1 protein-coding gene is annotated in these 549 nt (G+C 67.0%); it reads right to left on the reverse strand.

Annotated elements, in window-relative coordinates; all coding sequences use genetic code 11:
* On the reverse strand, window positions 1-549 hold a 549-nt coding region (locus U873_RS0133185), incomplete at both ends, for a hemagglutinin repeat-containing protein (protein WP_029978843.1).

Consider the following 549-nt stretch of genomic DNA (forward strand, 5'->3'; position numbering starts at 1 on the left):
TTGCCAATGCCGCGGTCGTTGCTGACCACTTGCTCGACGGCGGTGAGGCTGACGTTGCGACCGGCCTTGATGCGGGTGTCGCCGCCGCTGTGCAGGACGCTGCCGGTGTTGTCGAAGTCCCGTTCGGCGTCGATGCTCAGGCTGTTGCCAGCTTCGATGCGCGCGGCGCTGTCGAGGAAGTCGCGGCGCTGCTCGCGGACGTAGTCTTCGCTGCTGCTCTGGTGGGTGGTCAGGGTGCGGTCGTTGATCACGTCGCCCTGGGTGGTGGTCAGGCTCACGTCGCGCCCGGCGATGATGCCGCCGGCGCGGTTGACCAGGTAGTTGCCGGCCAGCAGGTCCTGGCGGTTGCCCGCCTCCACCAACCCACTATTGACCAGGCTATCCCCCGCCACCGCCGACAGGTCATTGGCCGCGCGCAGGGTGCCGACGTTGTTCAGGTCCTTGCCGGCAATCAGGCTCACGTCCTTGCCCGCAATCAGGGAGCCATTGGGTGCCAGGCGGTTGTTGGCCTGGGCCAGGTACAGCACCGGCACCAGTACCTGTTCACCA

It is taken from the genome of Pseudomonas sp. PH1b, assembly GCF_000633395.1.
Classification (GTDB): domain Bacteria; phylum Pseudomonadota; class Gammaproteobacteria; order Pseudomonadales; family Pseudomonadaceae; genus Aquipseudomonas.